Origin of the sequence: Pseudomonas chlororaphis subsp. aurantiaca (assembly GCF_013466605.1) — a bacterium.
In the GTDB taxonomy this organism is placed as follows: Bacteria; Pseudomonadota; Gammaproteobacteria; order Pseudomonadales; family Pseudomonadaceae; genus Aquipseudomonas; species Aquipseudomonas chlororaphis_I.
In genome coordinates, this window is record NZ_CP059162.1 from 2,471,630 (window position 1) to 2,488,953 (window position 17,324).

General features: G+C 64.3%; 18 protein-coding genes. 7 read left to right on the forward strand and 11 right to left on the reverse strand.

Annotated elements, in window-relative coordinates:
• The first annotated feature begins 1 nt into the window (after position 1).
• The 3 genes from H0I86_RS11535 (at position 2) to H0I86_RS11545 (ending at position 1,997) form a co-directional block, all read left to right on the forward strand.
• Positions 2-934, forward strand: coding sequence for a hypothetical protein (locus H0I86_RS11535; protein ID WP_180925099.1), 933 nt, complete (start codon positions 2-4; stop codon positions 932-934).
• A 25-nt stretch (positions 935-959) separates the two neighbouring features.
• Positions 960-1,589: a glutathione S-transferase family protein gene (locus tag H0I86_RS11540; protein ID WP_180925100.1), complete on the forward strand. Its 630-nt coding sequence runs from the start codon at positions 960-962 to the stop codon at positions 1,587-1,589.
• Positions 1,590-1,703: 114 nt separating this feature from the next.
• On the forward strand, positions 1,704-1,997 hold the full coding sequence (locus H0I86_RS11545) for a DUF3144 domain-containing protein (RefSeq protein WP_180925101.1): 294 nt from the start codon (positions 1,704-1,706) through the stop codon (positions 1,995-1,997).
• Positions 1,998-2,101: 104 nt separating this feature from the next.
• Here the strand turns inward: H0I86_RS11545 and lysA are convergent, their stop codons facing one another.
• Positions 2,102-3,340, reverse strand: a complete 1,239-nt coding sequence (gene lysA / locus H0I86_RS11550; RefSeq protein ID WP_180925102.1) for a diaminopimelate decarboxylase — start codon at positions 3,338-3,340, stop codon at positions 2,102-2,104.
• 136 nt (positions 3,341-3,476) lie between these two features.
• Between lysA and H0I86_RS11555 the strand changes: the two genes are divergently transcribed.
• Positions 3,477-4,403, forward strand: a complete 927-nt coding sequence (locus tag H0I86_RS11555; protein WP_180925103.1) for a LysR family transcriptional regulator — start codon at positions 3,477-3,479, stop codon at positions 4,401-4,403.
• Between the two features lie 72 nt (positions 4,404-4,475).
• The gene (locus H0I86_RS11560) at positions 4,476-5,681 is read left to right on the forward strand and encodes an MFS transporter (protein ID WP_180925104.1); all 1,206 of its coding nucleotides are present in this window, start codon (positions 4,476-4,478) and stop codon (positions 5,679-5,681) included.
• A 21-nt stretch (positions 5,682-5,702) separates the two neighbouring features.
• Here the strand turns inward: H0I86_RS11560 and H0I86_RS11565 are convergent, their stop codons facing one another.
• From H0I86_RS11565 to H0I86_RS11585, 5 genes are all read right to left on the reverse strand, one after another.
• Positions 5,703-6,410, reverse strand: coding sequence for a hypothetical protein (locus H0I86_RS11565; RefSeq protein WP_180925105.1), 708 nt, complete (start codon positions 6,408-6,410; stop codon positions 5,703-5,705).
• 22 nt (positions 6,411-6,432) lie between these two features.
• Positions 6,433-7,023 (reverse strand): hypothetical protein, encoded by a 591-nt coding sequence (locus H0I86_RS11570; RefSeq protein WP_180925106.1) that lies wholly within the window; start codon positions 7,021-7,023, stop codon positions 6,433-6,435.
• Positions 7,024-7,367: 344 nt separating this feature from the next.
• Complete coding sequence (locus H0I86_RS11575) at positions 7,368-8,546, reverse strand: acetyl-CoA C-acetyltransferase (RefSeq protein WP_180925107.1); 1,179 nt, start codon at positions 8,544-8,546, stop codon at positions 7,368-7,370.
• 14 nt (positions 8,547-8,560) lie between these two features.
• Positions 8,561-9,220 carry a CoA transferase subunit B gene (locus H0I86_RS11580; RefSeq protein WP_016703337.1) on the reverse strand — a complete coding sequence of 220 codons (660 nt, stop codon included), beginning with the start codon at positions 9,218-9,220 and terminating at the stop codon, positions 8,561-8,563.
• Positions 9,221-9,253: 33 nt separating this feature from the next.
• Positions 9,254-9,952: a CoA transferase subunit A gene (locus H0I86_RS11585; RefSeq protein ID WP_007920583.1), complete on the reverse strand. Its 699-nt coding sequence runs from the start codon at positions 9,950-9,952 to the stop codon at positions 9,254-9,256.
• A 158-nt stretch (positions 9,953-10,110) separates the two neighbouring features.
• Between H0I86_RS11585 and H0I86_RS11590 the strand changes: the two genes are divergently transcribed.
• Positions 10,111-11,016, forward strand: a complete 906-nt coding sequence (locus H0I86_RS11590; protein WP_180925108.1) for a LysR family transcriptional regulator — start codon at positions 10,111-10,113, stop codon at positions 11,014-11,016.
• On the opposite strand, the gene H0I86_RS11595 is transcribed toward H0I86_RS11590, so the two are convergent.
• The 3 genes from H0I86_RS11595 to H0I86_RS11605 form a co-directional block, all read right to left on the reverse strand.
• Positions 11,013-11,852 (reverse strand): NAD-dependent protein deacetylase, encoded by an 840-nt coding sequence (locus H0I86_RS11595; RefSeq protein ID WP_180925109.1) that lies wholly within the window; start codon positions 11,850-11,852, stop codon positions 11,013-11,015. The two genes, H0I86_RS11590 and H0I86_RS11595, sit on opposite strands and share 4 nt — an antisense overlap.
• Positions 11,853-11,982: 130 nt before the next feature.
• Positions 11,983-14,208, reverse strand: a complete 2,226-nt coding sequence (locus tag H0I86_RS11600) for an LTA synthase family protein (protein ID WP_180925110.1) — start codon at positions 14,206-14,208, stop codon at positions 11,983-11,985.
• A gap of 222 nt (positions 14,209-14,430) precedes the next feature.
• On the reverse strand, positions 14,431-15,507 hold the full coding sequence (locus tag H0I86_RS11605) for an AbrB family transcriptional regulator (RefSeq protein WP_180925111.1): 1,077 nt from the start codon (positions 15,505-15,507) through the stop codon (positions 14,431-14,433).
• A 128-nt stretch (positions 15,508-15,635) separates the two neighbouring features.
• Here H0I86_RS11605 and H0I86_RS11610 point away from each other — a divergent pair, with 128 nt between their 5' ends.
• Entirely contained in the window at positions 15,636-16,538 is a 903-nt protein-coding gene (locus H0I86_RS11610) for a LysR family transcriptional regulator (protein ID WP_180925112.1), read from the forward strand.
• 88 nt (positions 16,539-16,626) lie between these two features.
• Here the strand turns inward: H0I86_RS11610 and H0I86_RS11615 are convergent, their stop codons facing one another.
• Both H0I86_RS11615 and H0I86_RS11620 read right to left on the reverse strand, forming a co-directional pair.
• Complete coding sequence (locus H0I86_RS11615) at positions 16,627-16,956, reverse strand: type II toxin-antitoxin system RelE/ParE family toxin (RefSeq protein ID WP_180925113.1); 330 nt, start codon at positions 16,954-16,956, stop codon at positions 16,627-16,629.
• Positions 16,953-17,183 (reverse strand): type II toxin-antitoxin system ParD family antitoxin, encoded by a 231-nt coding sequence (locus tag H0I86_RS11620; RefSeq protein ID WP_180925114.1) that lies wholly within the window; start codon positions 17,181-17,183, stop codon positions 16,953-16,955. The genes H0I86_RS11615 and H0I86_RS11620 overlap by 4 nt, the downstream gene beginning before the upstream one ends.
• Positions 17,184-17,324 lie beyond the last annotated feature (141 nt).

Here is a 17,324-nt window from a genome sequence, read left to right on the forward strand (position 1 = left end):
GATGAATTTCACTGAAGTCTTTTTGCAGAAGAAACTGCGCCTTACCGAACAGCTGTTGCAGGGGTTCGATATTGCCAATGATCTGGTGGTTTACCGGCAGAAAACCGCGATCAAGGACGGGGTGTCGCATAGCTATACCGATGCACGCAGCCACCATCCGTTGTTAGTCCGCAAGTCCTTGGACAGCCATGAGCATCTTTCGATGTTCCCCGTGGTCTTCGACTACCTGGACCTGATGGTCGACCAGAACCATAGGACGACCAATATGCGGTTCGAGGAAAAGCTCAAGGTTTTCCGCCGCAAGAACCAGCAGCCCGATCCGTTGCTCAGGCATATCGAGATCATGGTCTTCGATTACGCGATCACCGTCCGTAACAAGCTTGTCCATCACAAGACCCGGTTTTCTGTGTGCGGCAAGTTTTTAGAAGTAAAAGGCGGCATGAGGCTGGAGATCGAACGCTTCGGGCTGCTCAATCGACTGATCTGTTTCCTGGTGCGACGCATGCGGGCTCCCGAGCCGCTGAGCCTTTATCGGCGGGCGCTGCTGGTAAGTGTTTATCGTGCGATATTCGGGCATCTGGATAACAAACTGGATGGGCTGGTCGCTAGCGGCCCACGGTTACCGTCGATGAATATCGAGCGGCCCCGTTATCTGTTCGATATGGCTCAAGAGAACATTGCCGAGGATGTGGTGATGTTCGATAAGTTGGCACTGTTCCCGGACCCTAGCGGTTATCCCGACCACCAGGCCTTCCTCAAGGTGCATCCGGACCCTGACCGCAAGATCCTGTATGGCAATTACACCTATCTTCTGAGCTATCGTGGGAGCGTGTTGCGCGTGCCGGCCGAGGCTATCAATCAGCATCCGAACTATCGCCTCGCGGACTTCCGGCACTGGAAGGAACAAGCCACGCAAGCAACCCGTCAGATGTAAGGCCCAGTCAAGCGAGGGGATGGTCATGTATCAACTTTATGGGACACAAGGCTCCGGCTCGGCCATCGTCGAGATCGCCCTGGAGTGTTGCCAGGTGCCGTACCGCATCGTCGAAGCCTCGTCCTGGGCGCCGTCGCCCGGGGCCGACGAGCTGGCGCGGCTCAACCCGCTGAAACAGGTCCCGACCCTGCAACTGCCGGACGGCAGTGTCCTCACCGAGAGCGCGGCGATCCTGATCGAGCTGGGCTTGCGTTATCCGCGCTCGGCGCTGCTGCCCGAGGATGAGAGCGCCCGGGCGCAGGCGATTCGCGGCCTGGTGTTTATCGCCGCCAATTGCTACTCGGCGATCAGCGTGATCGATTACCCGGAACGCTGGCTGCGTGACGCCGATGAAGCGCTGAGGGCGCGGGTACGCGACGCGGCCCATGAGCGCCTGCACCGCAACTGGGAGGTGTTCGCCGATCAGTTCGCCACACAGTTGTACGCCAGCGGTTCGCCCCTGGCGGCCCTGGATTTCCAGGCGGCGGTGGTGTCGCGCTGGTGCGGCACGCGCGAGCATCTGCGGCGCGAACGCCCCGAGTGTTGCGATCTGCTGGAGCGCATCGACCGCCATCCGCAGGTGGCGCAGGTGCTGGCGCGGCATTGGCCGGACTGAATACGGCAGGGCGCGGGGCAGCAAAAGCCGTCGATGGTTGAGCGCGAGGCTCTTATACTCGCCGGCTTTCTTTATGCCTACTACTCACCGCCTACTACTTAAGAGGAATGCCCCTTGGCCAACGAACCGGATCAGGACTTCTACAACCGCGCCGATGCCATCATCGAACTGGCGAACACCCATATCAGCGACAGCAGCCGCGACAAGGCCAGTGCCTCGCTGATGTACGCCAACTCGCGGTTTGCCGCCTGGGTCAGCGCCTGCGGTTGCCGCAACGCCGAAGAACTGGCGGCGGCCAAGCAGCAGGCGGTGGATTACTTCGTCGAGGAGTTCCGCCTGATGCTGGAAGAGAACCTTACCGACTATATCGAGAATTTCAGCCTGTACATGACGCCTCAGGACAGCTGAAAAGCATCGCGGGCAAGCTCTGCTCCTACAGAAGACCGTGAGCTTCTGTAGGAGCGGAGCTTGCCCGCGATAGCGTCAGTGATGTCGCCGCAAAAAAAGCGGACTTACAACCCCATTTCCAGTTCCAGCAGATCCGCCAGCGGCTGGCGGCGGCGGATCAGTTTCACCTGGCCATCCTCGAACAGCACCTCCGGCAGCAGTGGCCGGCTGTTGTAGTTGGAGGACATGCTGGCGCCGTAGGCGCCGGTGTCGTGGATCACCAGCAGGTCGCCGACCCGGGCCTGGGGCAGCAGCTGCGGGGTCAGGCTTTCGTCGTCCTGGGTAAAGATATCGCCGGACTCGCACAGCGGGCCGCCGACCACGGTGGGACGCGGTTCGCGCTGGACCGACTGGCCGTTGGCGTCGATCAGGCTCATGGCGTGATAGGCGCCGTACATGGCCGGGCGCATCAGGTCGTTGAAGCCGGTGTCGGCCAGCACGAAGTGATGATTGCCGGCGTCTTTCACCACCCGCACTTCGCTGACCAGGCAGCCGGCCTCGGCCACCAGGAAACGCCCGGGTTCGATTTCCATGCGCACGCCGTGGCCGAGCCAGGCTTCGATTTCTTCGCGGGCCTGGCGCCAGGCGTTGGCATAGCGGCGCACGTCCACCGGCTCGTCGCCGGCGCGGTAGGGGGTGGACAGGCCGCCGCCGATGGAGAAGGCCTCGATGTCGTGGTCCAGGGACTTGACCGCCGCCACCATGGCCGCGCCGACCTGCTCCAGGTGCCCGTAGTCCACGCCGGAGCCGATGTGCATGTGCAGGCCCACCAGTTTCAGGCCGTACTGGCGGATCACCGCCAGGGCTTGGTCGACCTGTTCGTGCCAGATGCCGTGCTTGCTGTTTTCGCCGCCGGTGTTGGTCTTGCGGCTATGGCCGTGACCGAAGCCCGGGTTGATCCGCAGCCACACGCGGTGGCCCGGGGATTTCTCGCCGAGCTGGCGCAGCATGTCGATGGAACCGGCATTGACCTCGATGTTCAGCTCCACCACCCGTTGCAGGGTGGCGGTGTCGAACAGGTCGCAGGTGAAGACGATGCCGGCCGGGTCGCCCTCCGGGCTGAACCCGGCCAGCAGCGCCCGCTCGATTTCCCCCAGGGACACCGCATCCACCCGCACCCCGGCCTCGCGGATCAGGCGCAGCACCTGCAGGTTGGAGCAGGCTTTCTGCGCGTAACGCACCACGTCGAAGGCCTTCAGTTGCTGGATGCGCACCTTGATGGTCCGCGCGTCGTAGCACCACAACGGGGTGCCGTACTGGCGGGCGGCGGCGGTCAGTTGCTCGGGAGAAAAGGGAATGGCCATGGCAATCGTCTGTGGCGAGGAAAGAGGCCTGCATGATGCCGAGGGTGGTGTATTCAATAAAATATCTATTCTTTGTATCTCGATTCAGTTTTGATATGAGGTGAATGAATCAACGTCTCAAACCAAGGAGCAAGCGGTGGACATTTCCCTGCGCCATATCGAGGTGTTCCGCGCCATCATGCAGGCCGGCAGCGTCACCGGCGCGGCGCGCCTGCTGTTCACCTCGCAACCCACGGTCAGCCGCGAGCTGGCGCGGCTGGAGAGCCTGTCCGGGCTGAGCCTGTTCGATCGTGAAGGCGGCCGCCTGCTGCCGACCGCCCAGGCCATGCTGTTGCTGGAGGAGGTGGAACGGGCCTATGTCGGCCTGGAGCGGATCAACAGCGTGGCGCAGTCGATCCGCCGCTTCGAGCACGGCCAGCTGAGCCTGACCTGCCTGCCGCTGTTCTCCCAGACCCTGCTGCCACGGGTGTGCAAGCACTTCCAGCAGCGCCACGCCGGCATCGGCCTGAGCATCACCGCCCAGGAATCGCCCTTGCTCGAAGAGTCCCTCAGCGCCCAGCGCCACGACCTGGGCCTGACCGAAAGCGAGCACCTGCCACGGGGCACCCAGGGCGAACTGCTGTTCTGCGCCGACATGGTGTGCATCCTGCCGGAAGGGCATCCGTTGCTGGCCAAGCCGCTGCTGCACAGCGAAGACTTTCGCGGGGTGGATTTCATCAACCTGTCGGGCCTGGACATCTATCGTCAGACCCTCGACGAGCACTTTCGCCAGGCCGGCATCGACCGCCGGGTGGTGATCGAGACCACCAACGCCGCCTCGGTCTGTGCCATGGTGCGCCAGCAACTGGGGGTGGCGATCATCAACCCGCTGAGCGCCATGGAGGAGGCAGGCAGGGGCCTGGCGATCCGGCCACTGCAGTTGTCGGTGCCGTACCGGGTGATGCTGATTCGCCCGGATTACCGGCCGTCGTCGATTTTCGTCGAGGCCTTCTGCGCCTCCTTGAAACAGGAGGCGTCGGCCCTGGCCGCGGCCCTCGAGCGTCGATTGCAACGGGGGCCATGACAGGCATTGCCGCCGTTGTCGGCCTAGGCTTGGAGCAACCGGATCCTTTGTAAACCCTGGGGGATGTCTGTCATGGCGGGACCTGCAACGAGCGAATCCGGGAAGCACCTGAGCCGCGGTATTCCGCGCACCGTCTGGGCGCTGGGGTTCGTCAGCCTGTTCATGGACGTGTCGTCCGAGCTGGTGCACAGCCTGTTGCCGCTGTACATGGTCGGTACCCTGGGGATCAGCATGCTGGTGGTCGGCATCATCGAGGGGGTGGCGGAAGCCACGGCGCTGATTGTGAAAGTCTTTTCCGGGGCCCTCAGCGATTTTATCGGTCGGCGCAAGGAACTGCTGTTGCTCGGTTACGGCCTGGCGGCGCTGACCAAGCCGCTGTTCCCCCTGGCGGCTTCGGCGGAGCTGGTGTTCAGCGCGCGCCTGCTGGACCGCATCGGCAAGGGCATTCGCGGCGCGCCACGGGATGCCCTGGTGGCGGATGTGGCCCCGGCGGAAATTCGTGGCGCCTGTTTTGGCCTGCGCCAGTCGCTGGACACCGTGGGGGCGTTCCTCGGGCCGATCCTGGCCATCGGCCTGATGCTGTGGCTGGCCAACGATATCGCCCATGTCCTGTGGCTGGCGGTGATCCCCGCGGCGCTGGCCGTGGCCCTGCTGGTCTTCGCCATCCGCGAACCCGAGCACGCCCCCGGCACCCGGCACTTCCAGTCGCCATTGCGCCTGGCCTCGCTGCGGCGGTTTTCCCGGCATTACTGGTGGGTGGTGGCCATCGGCGCGGCCTTCACCCTGGCCCGTTTCAGCGAGGCGTTCCTGGTGCTGCGGGCCCAGCAACTGGGCTTCTCCGCCGCCTGGGTGCCGCTGGTGATGGTGGTCATGGCCGGGTTCTACATGGTCTCGGCCTATCCGGTCGGCAAATGGTCGGATCACACCAACCGCAGCGCCTTGCTCAGCGTCGGCCTGCTGTTGCTGATCCTCGCCGACCTGGTGCTGGCCTATGCCGACTCGGTGCCGATGGTGCTGCTCGGCGTCGCCCTGTGGGGCCTGCACATGGGCTTCAGCCAGGGCATCCTCGCCACCCTGGTGGCCGACACCACGCCCGCCGACCTCAAGGGCACGGCCTTTGGCGTGTTCAACCTGCTGAGCGGGATCGCCCTGTTACTGGCCAGCGTGATCGCCGGCTGGCTGTGGCAGGTCCATGGCGCGGCGCTGACGTTCTACGCCGGGGCGGGGTTTGCCGGCTTGTCGCTGCTGTTGCTGATGGGCAAGCCGAAGTTGCAGTGACGGCGCTTGCGGTTGGCCCGCTTAGGGCAGGTTGGGATGAAACAGGTCTTTGCGAATGGCAGCCTGGATCTCGCTATAAGGCTTGATCATTCCGGACATGAAATTGCTGCTGTTCGCTGGCCTGACGCAGTTATCCAGTAATGGAAAGTCACTGATAGGGAGGGTGAGAAGAGTTCCGATGAATTTCTGTCGAGAGTCTTCATATTCCGTTATCAGCTCCCCCAGATAGCTATCCATCGTGTGCAGTTTTTCAATCAGTTTTTCGGGGGTGGTAATGGTCTTGGAGATAGTTCTGATATCCCGTTTGAGATTCTCCAGCTCCAGTTGAGCCTCGTTGACCAAGTCAAAAAAAACGTCATATTGGGCCAGCGAAAGCTGGCGTGTCGTCCCTGTGAGCGTCATATGCGCCCTAGTCATTCGCCGGGCTTTTTTTGCCCTACTGTAGGCGTTCGCGGCTCGGGAAAGCACGGAGATCAAAAGCGACTCTCGATATTCGAAATGCTTTTGCTGTTGGTCGCGCTTTTTTTCGCTGGCTTGTCGTTCTTGCTGATACTCAAAGACCAGCAGCGAGACAATCGTGCCGATCACGGATACCACCAACAGATGCAGGGCCGATTTACCTATTTCGGGGCGTAAGTCTTTTATGCCGACGGGCAAATAGAGGGCCAGTAGTATGCAGACACTCCCGAGAAAGATGCCGGAAAGAACAAAAACAATCCTTTTTTTCATGACTCGATCCTTGATAAATGGCTTAGCTACTCCCGCCGGGCTGATCGGCCGACAGGCTCCAGACAATGGAGCTGAGGATGCCCAGGTCGAGCAACAGGGCCTGCGAGCGCAGGGCCTTGCGCAAGGATGGGTAGTCGGCCTTGGTCGCCTTGAAGCTGGACCTTTCCAGCGCATGGATATGCCTGGTCACCACAGTGACGGCCAGATTGGCCAACTGTTTCTCGGTGCCGGGCACCGCGATATCCAGCTCTTTCAAGCGGTTCTGGAAGGCGGCGATGGCTTCTTTTTCACTGTCATCCCGGGGCTGGTAGACGATCTTCTGCTCGGGAGCGCTCGCAGTGACTTTCTTGTACAGGGCAACCGACTCGTTGAAATGTTCCAGGGCCGCTGCCTTGGCCTCGGTGGCGTGCAGGGTGTCCCGCAGTTCGAGGTACATCAGCATTTCGTGGAATTTCTGCAAGCCTCGATGCAGCTCGGCGCCGGCGTTGGCCGAGAGCTTCTCGAGTCCTTTCCTGTCCGCATCGAAGGAGGGGCCGGCCGTGGCCGGGAGGCTGGCCAGCCCCGCCAGCACTATGCAAAAGCCGGTGTAGAGCAGCCATCTGGTCAGGTGCATGTTCCGCTCCTCGTTATCGGGTCGATGAAGCAGGCGAAGGGTTGGGTGGCAACCGGGCGCTGCCCGTGCAGGCTTGAGCGCTGTGATCCGGCTTCGACAGATAACGCACCGCGCACCGGCCTGGACTGTTTCAGCCGTGAGTCAGTGGGCAGGAAGGCGTGGAAAATGGGGCTCGCCAGCCGTATGAGTTGAATGTAGCTGACGGATGGGCGGCTGCCAGCGGCCTCTGTTCAGCGTCTGCCGGGCCGCAGAATGAACCCGGCGCACCATGAGGTGCGCCGGGTGTGTTGCCGGCCAGCCGCCGGATGTCGTGGGTCCGAGGGCCGGCCGTGGTGCGCGGTAAGTTAGCGTTCGATGGCCAGCGCCACGCCCTGGCCGCCGCCGATGCACAAAGTCGCCAGGCCTTTTTTGGCGTCGCGCTTGAGCATCTCGTGCAGCAGGGTCACCAGCACCCGGCAGCCCGAGGCGCCGATCGGGTGGCCGAGGGCGATGGCGCCGCCGTTGACGTTGACCTTGCTCGCGTCCCAACCCAGTTCCTTGCCCACCGACAGCGACTGGGCGGCGAAGGCTTCGTTGGCTTCGATCAGGTCCAGTTGTTCCAGGGACCAGCCGGCCTTGTCCAGGCAGCGGCGGGTGGCCGATACCGGGCCGATGCCCATGATCGCCGGGTCGACGCCGGCGTTGGCGTAGGCGGCGATCTTCGCCAGTACCGGCAGGCCCAGGGCCTTGGCCTTGGCGGCGCTCATCAGGATCACCGCGGCGGCGCCGTCGTTCAGCGACGAGGCGTTGCCGGCGGTGACCGTGCCGTCTTTCTTGAAGGCCGGCTTGAGCTTGCCCAGGGACTCGGCGGTGGTGCCGGCGCGTGGCTGCTCGTCGGTGGCGAAGGCCACGGGGTCGCCCTTGCGCTGGGGAATCAGGATCGGGGTGATCTCATCGACGAAACGCCCGCCTTCGATGGCGGCCACGGCCTTCTGCTGCGAGGCGGCGGCAAAGGCGTCCTGGGCTTCGCGGCTGATGCCGTATTTTTCCACCAGGTTCTCGGCAGTGATGCCCATGTGATAGTCGTTGAAGGCGTCCCACAGGCCGTCGCTGATCATGGTGTCGACGATCTGGCTATGGCCCATGCGCAGGCCGGTGCGTGCACCGGGCAGCACGTAGTTGGCCAGGCTCATGTTCTCCTGGCCGCCGGCGATGATCACCTCGGCATCGCCGCAGCGGATCGCCTGGGCGCCCAGGTGCAGGGCCTTGAGGCCGGAGCCGCAGACCTTGTTCAGGGTCAGCGCCGGCACGGCGTGGGGCAGGCCGGCCCTGATCGCGGCCTGGCGCGCGGGGTTCTGCCCGGCGCCGGCGGTGAGCACCTGGCCCATGATCACTTCATCGACCTGGGCGCCGTCCAGGCCGGTCTGGGCCAGCAGCTGGCGGATCACCGCGGCGCCGAGATCGACCGCGGGGATATTGGCCAGCGAACCCTGGAAACTGCCGACCGCGGTGCGGGTGGCGGCAACGATTACGACGTCTTGCATGGTCTGGTTGCTCCTCAGGCGAACTGCATTTCAGGCACGTGGGCCGGCACGATCAGCTTGCCGGCGGTCTTGCTGACGATTTCCTCGACGCTCACGCCCGGGGCGCGCTCCTTGAGGATGAACGCGCCGTTCTCGATCTCCAGGTAAGCCAGGTCGGTCAGCACGCGCTTGATGCAGTTGGCGCCGGTCAGCGGCAGGCTGCAGCGCGACAGCAGTTTCGACTCGCCGTCCTTCGAGGCGTGGGTCATGGTGACGATGATGTTTTCCGCGCCGGCCACCAGGTCCATGGCGCCGCCCATGCCCTTGACCAGCTTGCCGGGGATCATCCACGAGGCGATGTTGCCTTGCACGTCGACCTCGAAGGCGCCGAGCACGGTGAGGTCGATATGGCCGCCACGGATCATCGCGAAGGATTCGGCGGAAGAGAAAATCGACGCGCCGATGCGCGCGGTGACGGTCTGCTTGCCGGCGTTGATCATGTCCGCATCGACTTCGTCGTCGGTGGGGAAGGCGCCCATGCCGAGCAGGCCGTTTTCCGATTGCAGCATCACTTCCATGCCGTCGGGGATGTAGTTGGCGACCAGGGTCGGGATGCCGATGCCGAGGTTCACGTAGAAGCCGTCCTGCAGTTCACGGGCGACGCGTTGAGCCATTTGTTCGCGGGTAAGAGCCATTTTTTTATTCTCCGTCAGTCGTTGGGCGGGCGATTACTTGCGCACGGTGCGCTGTTCGATGCGTTTTTCGAACGTGCCGCAAATGATCCGGTCGACGTAGATGCCGGGGGTGTGGATCTGCGTCGGGTCCAGTTCGCCCGGCTCGACGATCTCTTCGACCTCGACCACGGTGATCTTGCCGGCGGTGGCGGCCAGCGGGTTGAAGTTCTGGGCGGTGTGACGGTAGACCACGTTGCCGAAGTGGTCGGCTTTCCAGCCTTTGACGATGGCGAAGTCGCCGGTGATGGACTCTTCCATCAGGTAGGCGCGGCCGTTGAATTCACGGGTTTCCTTGCCGTCGGCGACCGGGGTGCCGACGCCGGTGGCGGTGAAGAAGGCCGGGATGCCGGCGCCGCCGGCGCGCATTTTTTCGGCCAGGGTGCCTTGGGGGGTCAGCACCACTTCGATTTCGCCGCTCAGCAGCTGCTTCTCGAACAGGGCGTTTTCACCGACGTAGGAGGCCACCACCTTGCTGATCTGCCGGTCTTCCAGCAGCACGCCGAGGCCGAAGCCGTCGACGCCGCAGTTGTTGGAGACCACGGTCAGGTCGCGGGTGCCGCGACGCTTGATCTCGGCGATCAGGTTTTCCGGAATGCCGCACAGGCCGAAGCCGCCGGAGATCACGGTCATGCCGTCCTTGAGACCTTCGAGGGCTTCCTCGTAGGACGCCACGCGCTTGTCGAAACCTGCCATCTGCACATCCTCTTGTTATTGGTATTTGCATTGCCAGCCGGCTGGCCGGCCGTATGAATAGAGTGAGCGGCAGTGTTGCGTCACGGGATTGATTTGTTAAGTTGATTTTTAAGGTTGATTGATAGATAAAACTCAACAGTCGATCCCGAGGGCAGAGCATGACCGTCAAACAGATCCGCGCCTTCCTGGCCGTGGCCCAGAGCCTGAGTTTCGCTGTGGCCTGCGAGCGCCTGCACCTGTCGCAGTCGGCCCTGAGCCTGACCATCAAGGCCCTGGAGGACGGCCTGGGCGGGCGGCTGTTCAGCCGCAACACGCGCAACGTCGCCCTGACCCCGGAAGGCGAGGCCCTGGTGCCCCTGGCGCGGCGCCTGATCGCCGACTGGGACAACGCCGAGGACGAACTGCGCCAGCGCTTCACCCTGCAGCGCGGGCGAGTGACCCTGGCGGCCATGCCGTCCTTTGCCGGTAACCTGCTGCCGCCGATCCTCAAGACCTTTCGCGCGCGTTATCCGCAGGTCAATGTCACGGTCAACGACGTGATCAACGAGCAGGTGCTGGAAATGGTTCGCGACCGCCAGGTGGAACTGGGGGTGGCCTTCGAGCCGCAGCAAAGCGCGTCGCTGCAATTCACCCCGCTGTACATCGATCGTTTCGTCGCCGTGGTGCCCAGCGACTCCCCCCTGGCCGACCTGAAGGACATCGACTGGCAGTCGCTGCTGGAACAGCCCTTTATCACCCTGCAACGGCCGTCCACGGTACGGGTGATGCTCGAAGAACATTTGCTGGCGCGGCAGATGAAGTTGCCGGTGGAATTCGAAAGCCATCAGTTGGCGACGGTGGGGCGCATGGTCGCCAGCGGCCTTGGCGTCAGCGCGGTGCCGGCCCTGTGCGCCGGGCAGATGCGCGAGCTGGGTGCGCGCTGCATCACCCTGCGCGACCCGGTGGTGGAACGCGCCATCGGCGTGCTGACCAAGCCCGGGCATGAGCTGTCGAGCGCGGCCCAGGCGCTGTTCGACATTCTGCGCGGGGCCAATCTCGCCGAGCGCCTGGCGGTGCTTTCCTAGGAGGTCAAGCGTTCGGCGAGCAGCGGCAACAGCTGCTCGCAGGAGGCGGCGATCTTCAGGTCCAGCAGCTCGTCGGCGCGGGTCTTGCCGAAGTTGATGGCGATCAGCGGCTTGCCCTGGCCGGCCATGACCTTGCACAGGCGAAAGGCCGAATAGGCCATCAGGGACGAGCCCACCACCAGCAGGCCAGCAGCCTGCTCGACGCTGTGCATGGCCTTGGCCGCGGTGGCCTGGGCCACGTTTTCGCCGAAGAACACCACATCCGGTTTCAGCCGTTCGCCATCGCAATGGGGGCAGCGGGGCACCTGGAAACGTTCTTCGAACACCGGGTCGAGCAGGGTATCGCCGTCGGGGGCCTGCACCGCATCGATGCCAGCCAGGTAGGGGTTGTGCAGTTCCAGCAACTGCTGGATCGCCTGCCGATCGCTGCGTTGCGTGCAATCGAGGCAGACCACCCGGTGCAGGTTGCCGTGCAGTTCGATCACGTCGCGGCTGCCGGCCTGGTCGTGCAGGGTATCGACGTTCTGGGTGATCACCCCGGCGATCTTCTGTCGTGCCTGCAAATGCGCCAGGGCTTCGTGGGCCGCGTTCGGCCGGGCCTGGCGGATCCGCGGCCAGCCGAGCATGGCTCGCGCCCAGTAGCGGCGCCGGGCCTTGGGCTCGGCCAGGAACTCCTGGTACATCATCGGCTGGCTGCCGCGACGCACACCGTCATTGTCGCGGTAGTCGGGAATCCCCGAAGGGGTGCTGATGCCGGCGCCGGTGAGCACCATGAAGGGGCGCTCGGCCATCAGTCGCTGCAACTGCTCCAGAGGGGTGTCCAGGGTGTCGGTCATGTGCGTCCTCATGCTCTGGCGGTGGCGCTGCGGACCGCAGCGAGGCCATACCTTGTGCCTGACGAGGAGTTTAGACAAGGGCGCGGAAGCTGGACGGTGGCGCCGCCATCCTGCTTCCCGGGGAGGACATTCAGGAGGACTGCGCGCTGTCGTCCTGGGGGTCTTCGCTGCTTTCTTCTTGCCCCGGCAGTTCGGTGATCACGCTGAAGTCACTGACTTCCACCGCGCCCAGGCCGTAGCCCAGCAGGTGGAAGGAGAAGGCCTTGCGCGATTCCGGGTTGGCGAAGCTGAAGTCCATTTCCAGCGGCTGGTCGGGGGTGACCAGCATCTCTTCCGGCAGGCCCAGGGGCACGTCCTGCTCGCGCTCCTTGCCCTTGAGCAGAATGTAGGCGTTCTGCTGCGGGTCGGCCGAGCGCACGGTGAAGCGCACGCGGGTCAGCGAGCCCTTGGGCATTTCCAGGTACTGCGCGCCGATCAGGTTGTCGGCCCAGTCATCCTTGATCTGTGCTTGCAGCGGGATGATCGCCGGGCTGCCGAACTGATAGTGCAGGTTCAGCGGCGATTGCAGCAGGGTGCGGTCCAGGCCTTCGGCCCGGGCGCTGATCTGGCGCGCGCGCAAGCCGCCGTACTGGCCCTTGAAGGTGGCGCTGTCGGCGATGAAACCGGTGCTAGCGTAGTAGCGGCAGCGCTGCTGGAAATCGCACTCGGTCAGGGTGCCCTGGCCATCGTGATAACGCAGCTTGCCGTTGGTGTAGGACATGATCTCCCGGCCCAGGGCGTAGTCGCGAAATAGCGAGCGACCGCTGAGGCTGTCCGGCACCTGGAAACCGAAGTAGTCGAGCACCGAGGCGCTCAGGTCGACATGGCCGTAGGTCCCGGACTTGAGTCTGGGCAATTGTGCCTGTTCCGGGGCGAGCATCAGGTTGAAGCCCCAGGACGACGCCAGCCGCACGCCATCGATGCCGTGGGACTCGTCCGAGGTGATCACCACCAGGGTGTCCTTCAACACGCCCTGGCGCTCCAGCTGGTCCATGAACTGGCCGATGGCGTCGTCCAGGTAGGCCACCGCGGCCTGCTTGGGCGTGTCGAAGCGGTTGAGGTATTCCTCGGGCGCGGAGTAGGGCTGGTGGGTGCCGACGGTCAGCAGGGTGAGCATCCACGGCTGCTTCTGCTTTTTCAGCTGGCCGACATAGTCCAGCGTGCCTTCGAAGAAGGCCTTGTCGTCCTTGCCCCAGGGGAAGTCCAGGTAGTTGGCATTGCTGAACCACTCCAGGCCGTGGGTCGAGTCGAAGCCGATGTGCGGCATGATCTTGTCTTTGGCCATGAAGCGCAGGCCGGCGCCTTGCAGGTAATGGGTGGTGAACCCTTGCTTGCGCAACTGGGCCGGCAGGCAGGCCTGGTTGCGCTGATTCTGGGTCAGCAGCTCGATGCCCTTGGGCGTACCGTTGTCGAGCTTGTCATAGTCGCCGCAGAGCATGGCGTACAGGCCGCGGATGGTCTGGTGGCTGTGCAGCACATAGTCCGGGGTGTTCATGCCGCGCTCGGCCCAGGCGCTGAGCTTGGGCATCAGGTTGTCCTGGTAGCGGCTGTGCAGGGCCTGGCGGTTGGTGCCGATGTAGGCGCCGGGAATGCCTTCCAGGGCGATCACCAGCACGTTGCGCGCCTGGCCCGGGGCGGCCAGCAGCGGCTCGCCGTCGAGGTCGAGCTGGGTCAGGCCGGCCATCTGCACCGGCAGTTCGGGCACATCGCCTTCCAGCCATTGTTCCAGCTGCACCTGGCCCTGGCCGGCCGCGGCCGCGAGCAACTGGTGCGGCAGGTTGAACAGGCGCCACTGGTCGGCTTCGCTGGGGTTCAGGTATTGCACGCCGCCATGGGCCAGCCACAGCAGCGCCGGGGCGGTCCAGGCATGGCGCGGCAAGCGCGGGGCGCGGGTGCCACGGGCGGCCCATTGCACGGCCAGCCACAGCCCCAGGCCGGACAGTAGCGCGGCGGCCAGCCAGGGGTGGGCCAGGCCGCCGCCGGTGGAGTTGCCGACGAACTGCGGGTCGAACAGATAATGCAGGTCGGCGGCATTGGGCAGGCGGCCCACGGCGCTGACCAGCTCGGCGCTGGCGATGCTCAGCAGCGTCCACACCAGCAGCACCGGCAAGGCCAGCCACCAGGGGCGGCGGTACAGCAGCAGGGTCAACAGGCCCGCGGTGCCCAGGTCCGAGAGATAGCCCAAAGGGTCGGACCAGCCGAGCAGCGCACGCGCCACCAGGGGCACGAGCAGTACCAGGCTCAGCAGTGCGCCGAGGGGAGCCAGGGGATGATGGAAAACACGCCGGATGAAATTCACGAAAAACCTGCCAGTCATTAAATCGTCATGCAAATGTGCGCCATGGTAGCAACAGCCGGCGGCAAGACGTTTCTTATTCGAGAGAGAAATAAGCTCCCGGGCCGCTGCTGAAACGGCCCAGGGTGCTGCAGGACGGTGGCTTGAAGCCCGTATTCAGGCGCCTGGCGGCGGGGCCAGGAAAGGGGGGGTGGCGCTCGGATTTACTATTTCAGAGTGTTTAAAGACGCGCGGCTCCAGGGTTCAGCGCGACCACTTGATGATCAGCCGGGCGAAAAAAGCCCCGCTGACGATCACCGCGAACAGCCGCAGAGTCTGCATGGCCAGCACCAGGCCGACGTCGGCGTGGGTGTCCACCGCGATGATCGTCATGGCGTCCAGGCCGCCGGGGCTGGTGGCGAGGTAGACCGAGAGGAAATCCTTGTCCAGCCAGTGCGCCAGCAGCCAGGCCGACAGCGCGCAGAGGGCGATCAGCAGCACCGCGCCGAAGATCATCGCCGGTAGGCGGGTCCAGACGTAGCGCAGGGTCGGCCGGTCGAAGCGCAGGCCGATGTAGCAGCCGATGGCGCCGTAGGCCAGGGCCAGCAGCCAGCCGGGCAGGGTGATGTGCAGCAGCCCGGAGATCTGCAGCGCGCCGCCGATCAGCAGTGGCACCAGCAGGGCCCCGGCCGGTACCTGCGAACCAAGCAGCACGCCCAGCACTATGGTGCCCAGGGTCAAGCCGAGGTTGAGCAGGGTGAAGGTCTGCAGGACCACCTCGGTGCTGTGGGCCTGGCTGCCGCCGGCCGGGACGCCGATCCAGTGGCTGGCCAGGGCGCCGATCATCACCACGCAGACCACTCGCACGTACTGCATGGTGGCCACCACCCGTGAGTCGGCGCCGAAGTCGTCGGCCATCGCGACCATGGCCGAGGCCGCCCCCGGCGCGGTGCCCCAGGCCGCGGTGCTGGGTGGCAGGCCGCCGAGGCGTACCAGCGCCAGGCCGACCAGGGCGCTGAGGCAGACGGTGAGCAGGGTGGCGAACAGCATTACAGGCCAGGACTGGGCCATCGAGGCCAGCACCGCCATGGTCATGGAGTGGGCGGCCAGGACCCCGACCGAGCCCTGGCCGAGGCGGAAGGCCTGGCGCGGCACGCGGATGCTGGCGCCGCTGACGCCGAAACCGATGGCCACCAGCATCGGCCCGAGGAACTGCCCGGCAGGAACTTCGAAATGTTTCAGCAACTGCCCGGCGCTGCCGGCGAGGATCAGCAGCGCCAGCCATTGCAGGGCAAGGGGCCAGGCGGACAGGGATAAAGGCGAGGGACGAGGCAAGGGCATTCTCCAGCGCGCTGGCCGCTCCTGTTGCGGGACCGTTGCTACCAGCGCTTCGGAGCAAATTATTGATAGCGCAATTGATCAAGTCCAGTTTCTAATTGTGATCAACCAATAACTCTGGTTTATCGATCATGGACCTGCGCGACCTGACCTATTTCGAAACCATCGCCGAGCTCGGTCACCTCGGGCGCGCGGCGCAGAAGCTCAACCGCAGCCAGCCGGCGCTGACCAAAAGCATCCAGCGCCTGGAGGAGTCCTTCGGCACCAAGCTGTTCGAGCGTGACGGGCGGCGGATCAAGCTGACGGCGGTGGGCCTGTTGCTGCAACAGCGCGCCCGGCAGTTGCAACAGAACATCGCCGAGACCCATCGCGAGGTGCGCGATTTTGCCAGCGGCGTGCTCGGCAATATCCGCCTGGGGTGCGCCGCCAGCATGGCCGAGCACCTGCTGCCGCAGATGACCGCGACCTTGCTGGAGCGCGCCCCGGACATCACCCTGAACCTGGTGATCGGCCAGGACGACGTACTCCGCGAGTCCCTGCGCTCGGGGCGCCTGGACATGGTGATTTGCCCGCTGTTCGAGGGCGACCCGCACCTGAGCCACCACACCCTGTTCGAAGACCAGGCCGTGGTGGTGGCCAGCCGCGACCATCCGGTGTTCGACACGCCGATGCGCCTGCGCGACCTGTGCGACTACCGCTGGGTGCTGCCGGGAACCGGGGTCTCGGCCCGCCGCTGGATCGACAACGTGTTCCAGAGCCACAAGCTGCCGTTGCCCTCGGTGCAGATCGAGACCAACACCATCTCCCTGCTGCCGCGGCTGATCGCCAAGACCGGGCTGCTGAGCTTCCTGGCCCGGGAAACCCTGGACGACTTCAAGGGCATCGCCCACCTGCGGGAAGTGCCGCTGGCGCAAACCCGCATGCATCGCAGCATCGTGGTGCTGGTACGGACCGAAGGCTACCTGTCGCCGGCAGCCCAGCTGCTGCTGGATCTGCTCAAGCGCGATGGGCGGCAGTTTTTCACCGCGGGTTAAACACCGACTGTTAACGGGCTACGCATTGCGGAGCGAAGCTTGCTCGCGATAGCCGGCAAAGCCGGCGCAATTAAACGACGCTGGTCGTTCAGTGTGCGGGGCTTTCCGTCAGCGAGGCGGGAATGTCCCGCATGGCGTGCAGGACGCGCCACACGTCAATATGGTCGTCGTGCCGGGCGTAGAACACCAGATAGGGATAGCGACTCAATGGCCAGTAGAGAAGCCCTGGCAAATCGAGCTCATGGGTGTAGCGGGCAAGACCTGAGGCAGGATGCCGGGCGATATGGGCGTAGGCGGCTTGCAGATCGTCGATGAAGCCCAAGGCCGCCTGCTCGGCCTGTTGAGTCAGGTAGTAATCGATAGCGTCTTCTACATCCTGATTGGCCAGGGCCCTGGGAATGACCCGCTGTGCCTTCATTCCTTGCGGACCCTGGTGCGTAGAGCGTCGAAGTAACGATCATCCACAGGAGCGCCAGGCGCCGATTCAGCACCCGCCAGCAGCAGACCGCGCAGGTGCTGTCGATCCTGATCCTTGCGGATCAGCTCCCGGACGTACTCGCTGCTGGTGCTGTAGCCCCGCTGGCTGACCTGATCGTCGACGAAGGCCTTGAGCGCTTCTGGCAGGGAAATGTTCATGGTGCTCATGGTTTTGTCCACGTTTGACAAAATTTGCCAAAGTATACGCCGCTAACCAGGCCTTGCCACAGTCGATGAAGCGGATCCCACTGTGCCCGATTGTGGCGAGCGAGTCGGCGGGATGTTTGCGATGCAGGAGCCGGCTTGCGG